The sequence below is a fragment of the Campylobacter concisus genome (assembly GCF_015229965.1).
Taxonomy (GTDB): Bacteria; Campylobacterota; Campylobacteria; order Campylobacterales; family Campylobacteraceae; genus Campylobacter_A; species Campylobacter_A concisus_BD.
This window is the reverse complement of the sequence record NZ_JAAKZB010000040.1, coordinates 1-5,278: the sequence shown is the minus strand read 5'-3', so window position 1 is coordinate 5,278 and position 5,278 is coordinate 1. Positions and strand designations below refer to the sequence as shown.

Sequence of the window (5,278 nt, the reverse complement as noted above, 5' to 3'; positions counted from 1 at the left end):
AAAATTGTCCGTAAGAGATAAAATATAACCACTTTCTAAAATTAAAGTATATAAAAGCATCAAATTTTTAATCACTGTGCAAAATTTATCGGTTGTTTTATCGCCTTTTATTGACCTATTAACCTTATCAAGTTTAAGTTTTGATTTTATATTCAATAGATATTCATTAAACCCAGTGGTATTACTAAATTCTTTTGTTAATTCACAAAGCATATTGAAATAAAGGCTTTTATATTTATATGGTAATGAAGAAAAATTAGCTATATCTCTAATCTTGGCGAATCTGTAAAGTGTGATGGCTATATAGAGATTACAATCCTTATAAGAATTAAGACTACTTAATCTATTTGCTGTATCACATAAAGATCTTTTACTACTCACTATATCACCTTGTTTATATATTTATTAAAAATATATTTCTCTATATCGTCAAACCACTCAAAAAGTTTAATAAAAATTAAATAGTAATAAATTCATAAACAACCAGACTTCATCTTTTGCCACTATGCACTCTTTCCGCCATAGTAGTTTTTATAAAACCTAGCTACATCTTTAAAAGTGAAGGCTAGCTCTTGTATGGAGCTGGCACCCTTTAGCAAAATACTAGCTGTAAAAAATAAATCTTTAAGCTCCTCTTTATCTTTGGCCTGCTCGCCAGCCATATTTGTGAGCATATATCTAAGCATAAACGAAAGATCGCTTAAAATTTGCAAATCATCATCAGTTTTTACAAACCTATAAACATCCAATCCTTGAGTGCCAATTTTAATGATATTTCTTGTGATAAACTCATCTTTAAAAAGCACAAGACAAAGCTCATTTATAGCTTGGTCTAGCTCATAAGACTTACCAAAAGCTTTTGCTCTTAAAAATTTATCAGTAGTGCTCATTTTGCCCGTCCCAGCCTCTTTTTGATTGATATCCTCAAAAGGATTTGAGCCATTTCTTGCAAAATGTGAAAAAAGAGCTTGATATTAAAACCTCTCACGCAAAGGCCTTTTTGAAGTAGTCATTCTCATAAATTTCTATCCACTCATGCAAAATGTCTAAAACCACGTCGATATCTTTCATATCATTTATTTGGCGAAGCATGGTTACAAATTTATTATTTGCTTCGACTAACGCGTATATAAGCCCTGCTTGATGTGCATCTACTTTTAAAAAGCTATCCTCCTCTTTTTTATCATCCCTTTTTTGCGTTATCTTTAGCAAGATATTGTTTAAGACGTTGCTTAGGCTATCTAAAAAGCTAGTATCTCTTTTGCTGTTATTTACTAGGCAGATGAGAGCAAATTTATACTTTTCGTCATCCTTGCTAAATTCTATGACTTTGGCATTTTCAGCACCTATAAATTTCCTAAGACCACTTTCCTCAAGTATAGTAGGCAGTGATTTTTGTAAATTTTCTATACCTGCATAAATTTCTAAAAATTTATCTTGCAAGGTGCTTTTATCTATCTCGCCATTTGGATTTTGTACGGATTTATTTAAATAATCGCAATAATGCTCACTCTCACTAAAATATTTACCAAGCCCAAAACCAATAGCCCCAAGCGCCACGCCACCTATGATATATCTTAACATCTATGCTCCTTTGATTTGATTTATGATGAAAATTTAACCTAGTGGCGTGACAGGTTGTGTCGCAGATGATAAATTTACTCAAAACTCGCCGCGCACTTATGCTTTAGCTTCCTGCTATACTTACTTTTATCTTTTTTGACCCTTGTTGAAAGAGAAATTTCTCGCCTTATATGAGACAATATATTTTGATCTCGCTTTTGCATTTTTTATCCTTTAAATTTATTTTTATAAATAAGCGAAATTCTACAAATTTGCAGCGTCAAATGCTGACACTTGAGTGCCCATTTTGCGTGCCCTAGCTAGCTAAAACTTCTTTTAGAGTATAATTTTAAAAATCTCTCAAAGGCAACCATGCTAAAGTATTTAGAGTTAGCCGTTTGCGGCACAAATTTAAAGCCCGCCTACCCATTTATAGGCTCTACTATTAGAGGCACATTCGGACACGCACTAAGGTACGCCAGCTACCCTTATATCAGCCAAGAGTGCGACACAATATTGCAAAAAGTGAGTAGCAAATGAAAGAAAAGCTAAATATAGCAGAGCAAATTCAAAACTTAAAAAGCAAAGGGGCTTTCTTTTGATATTGTAAACGAAAAAGATGCAGAACGCATTTTGTCAAATTCTACTTATTTTTTCAAGATAAAGTCCTATGCAAGAAATTTTGATTTAGTTCAAGGCAAGTATTCTAAGCTAGATTTTGCTCATCTATATGAATTTTCAAAAATAGATATGTATTTTAGAAGAGCTATGTTTAATATCTTAATGGACATAGAACACTGCTTAAAGACAAATTTATTAAAAGATTTTTCAATACTCGATAAAAAAATTGCCCAAAAGCTAACTGGTGATTTTTTAAAATCAAAATTAGGTGAAAAAACTAAAGTATTTTTAAAACGTCCTATAAAAAATAGAAGTGTTTCAAAACTACTTATAGAGAGCAACAGCCCATTAGAACAAATGCCTTTTTGGGTTTTAGTAGAGGTTATACAGCTTGGTAATTTACTAGAACTATACGAATATTTTTATCAAAAAAGATTTACAAATTTCTATCAAAACCATGAAATTACACTAATACGCAACGCCATGTTTTCTTTAAAGTGTCTTCGCAATAGTGTAGCGCACAACAACTGCGTATTAACAAATATCTTTGAAGAGAGCCGAGAAACAAAGCAACAAGTGCTTTTAAAAGTATTGTCTCCTAGTAGATATAAAATTCAGCCAAGATCTAATGACAATATCGAGAAAATGCTAGCAAATCAAGCAACAAGTGATTTTTTAATGGTAGTTTTACTTGCTAGGCTTGTTGTCAAAAGTGACGGCATGTTAAATTCTATCAGGCATGAATTAAGCATATTTTTTAAAAAGACATGTGCAACAAGATATAGGTTAAAAATTTTTGCAAAACATAGAAAAATAATCTCTCGCATAACCATGGTTTATAAAAGCTATTTACAAATTTTAAGCACGCATTAATTCGATATCTAATATAATCCTACCGATGTTCGTTAGACAAGATCAGTTCGAGTTTAACAAGAAAAGCGAGGAAGTCCTCGCTTTAACTTACTGCTTCATACTATCTCCCTTTTCGTTATTAGCTCTAATCTCAATACAAAAAACTATCCACTTATGTAATAGTTTATGTAAAAATAGTAAAATTGCATTTAACAAATAAACTTGGAGCATATACAATGTTTCACATATTAAATCCCAAATACAATGAATTATCAGAGCAAAATTTCAAAGAGACCATAGATGAGATCTGGGACTTTGTGGATACCAACAATAGCCATATCCTATCAAACCCTCAAAACAAGATAAAGGGTAACAGACCGCTAATAACTAAAAAGAGATTTATAGATATGATGGAAATGGAGTGGACACCACTACAAGAGGAGATCAATTTCTCAAATTATCTATATTTAGCGATCAAAAATATGGAGAGTAAAATCAATAAATCCAGTCAGATCAATCAAGAACAAATAGAGCATATCAAAAAAGAGTTAGTAAATTTACTAATAACGATCAATCACGACTGGGTGAATTGGAGAGCGATGACTTGCGATACAATAGAACCAAGCGAGGAAGTGATAAATCGGATGAAAGCTTATATCGAGAAACGTCTGGACGTGGAACAACAAGAAATAATGAGATCAACATATCCAGCACCTTCGAATATTCAATCAGGCGACTGGATGCACAGACTAACGATACTTTACCGCTGGACGACAGCTTTGGAGAACTTTGGGATGATAGACGACATCCAAGCCAGAGGGCTAGTGGACGAGGAGAAGCTAGGGGAGCTAACGATAGCTCTATACAGGCAGGAGTATTGGGAGAAGGATATTCTTTGCGAGGACGAAGCGAAGAAATTAAGAGGGATGGGCAATACGGATATTGAAATTTACAAGATAATGGGAGGACTGTCGATATATAAAGAATATCTCAATCTAAGCGGCGCGAGATATCCTATGAAAGAGATAAGAGAGAAACTGCTAGGACATTAAAAGGAGAAAATGTGGAAGAAAATTTTACACTAGATGAAAATACTTTACCCCTATGGCTTAAACAAGACTTAAAAAAGTTTTTGGATTGCAAAAACTCAAATGTTGATCCTAATTTTGATTTAAGCTTATACTGGAGCGAGCTTTATACAACAATAAACATATCTCAGCTTAGTAAAGAGATCACAAAAGACGAAGCGGACTATTTAAGAAAAAAATATTTAGAAATTTGCTAGACACACATCCGCTATAGCATCTTACAAATTTAAATTTCTATATCTACTATGGTTTGTAAACCAATGCCACAGTAAAATCACGCCTAGTAAAAAAGCCTATATATTACAAAAGATACTCACCTACCCAACTTCTAGCTTAACCTCTTTGCTATCTAGTCCAACCCTTTGCTTTACTTCGTTAAATTTCTGGATAAATCTATTTTTATTCTCACTATTTATCAAATTTATTCCGCTTTTTGTAGATGATGCTATTTGTAGATTACTATCTATTGCATAAATTTTACATGGCTCTATTTCTTACTAAATAAATATTATATTTAGCTTCTACAATATCTAATTCATTAAACATTTTATATCCTATTTTTTTGTTGAAATAGATGTTATTAACCTAATATTTCCATCATTATTTTTTATCCATACAAATGCCAACCATTTTGATAGACGAAGATACTCACCCTACTACTATCGCCATTTTATTATTTTTTTCATCTATCATTTCATATTTTTTAATTGTCCCATATTTTGCCAAACTAAGCAAAAAATTTGCAAAATTCAATAACTTTGCTTTATCACTAAAGGATAGAAATACAAAATTTTCTTCATAGTTATTTTTAAAAAAAATATTAACTTTTTCTTTAAATAATGATTTATCTATTTCTATATATTGATTTTGTATATTTAAAATTTGAGAACTATCTTCTATATCGATTAAAAATTTACAACTTTTACTTGCCAATCTAACCCCATTAACAATATCATTATTTAAATTGGGTATAAATTCTAAAAATGGTACAAAATCTTTATCAAGAGCACGATATAATAAATTTTTTGCAAAATAAAATAAAGCTAAATCAGTACTAAAACAAAAAAAAGCAGATTTGTCTTTTTTATTTAAACTAACAGATAAAAAATGTTTTTTATCTAAAATTAGATCATCATCAATCGTAACCATGTTTT

Annotated in this window: 9 protein-coding genes; 4 read left to right on the top strand and 5 right to left on the bottom strand. The window is 31.3% G+C overall.

Translation table 11 applies throughout. The features are described from left to right. From G6W43_RS10395 to G6W43_RS10780, 4 genes are all read right to left on the bottom strand, one after another. The coding region (locus G6W43_RS10395) for a hypothetical protein (RefSeq protein WP_194169754.1) at positions 1-381 on the bottom strand (381 nt) is incomplete at its 3' end. A 122-nt stretch (positions 382-503) separates the two neighbouring features. Next, positions 504-890: a hypothetical protein gene (locus tag G6W43_RS10390; RefSeq protein ID WP_194169753.1), complete on the bottom strand. Its 387-nt coding sequence runs from the start codon at positions 888-890 to the stop codon at positions 504-506. Positions 891-984: 94 nt separating this feature from the next. Then, complete coding sequence (locus G6W43_RS10385; RefSeq protein WP_194169752.1) at positions 985-1,584, bottom strand: hypothetical protein; 600 nt, start codon at positions 1,582-1,584, stop codon at positions 985-987. Between the two features lie 74 nt (positions 1,585-1,658). After that, complete coding sequence (locus G6W43_RS10780; RefSeq protein WP_275052083.1) at positions 1,659-1,787, bottom strand: hypothetical protein; 129 nt, start codon at positions 1,785-1,787, stop codon at positions 1,659-1,661. Positions 1,788-1,935: 148 nt separating this feature from the next. Here G6W43_RS10780 and G6W43_RS10380 point away from each other — a divergent pair, with 148 nt between their 5' ends. The 4 genes from G6W43_RS10380 to G6W43_RS10365 all read left to right on the top strand — a co-directional run bounded on the left by G6W43_RS10380 (position 1,936) and on the right by G6W43_RS10365 (position 4,321). Beyond that, the gene (locus G6W43_RS10380) at positions 1,936-2,103 is read left to right on the top strand and encodes a hypothetical protein (RefSeq protein WP_181001847.1); all 168 of its coding nucleotides are present in this window, start codon (positions 1,936-1,938) and stop codon (positions 2,101-2,103) included. Between the two features lie 93 nt (positions 2,104-2,196). Next, a complete protein-coding gene (locus G6W43_RS10375; protein WP_181003005.1) occupies positions 2,197-3,057 on the top strand; it encodes an Abi family protein in 861 nt (286 codons plus the stop codon). A 215-nt stretch (positions 3,058-3,272) separates the two neighbouring features. Further along, the gene (locus tag G6W43_RS10370; protein WP_194169751.1) at positions 3,273-4,088 is read left to right on the top strand and encodes a hypothetical protein; all 816 of its coding nucleotides are present in this window, start codon (positions 3,273-3,275) and stop codon (positions 4,086-4,088) included. A gap of 11 nt (positions 4,089-4,099) precedes the next feature. Then, complete coding sequence (locus G6W43_RS10365) at positions 4,100-4,321, top strand: hypothetical protein (protein WP_194169750.1); 222 nt, start codon at positions 4,100-4,102, stop codon at positions 4,319-4,321. Positions 4,322-4,772: 451 nt separating this feature from the next. Here the strand turns inward: G6W43_RS10365 and G6W43_RS10360 are convergent. Beyond that, on the bottom strand, positions 4,773-5,278 hold a 506-nt coding region (locus tag G6W43_RS10360), incomplete at its 5' end, for a hypothetical protein (protein WP_194169749.1).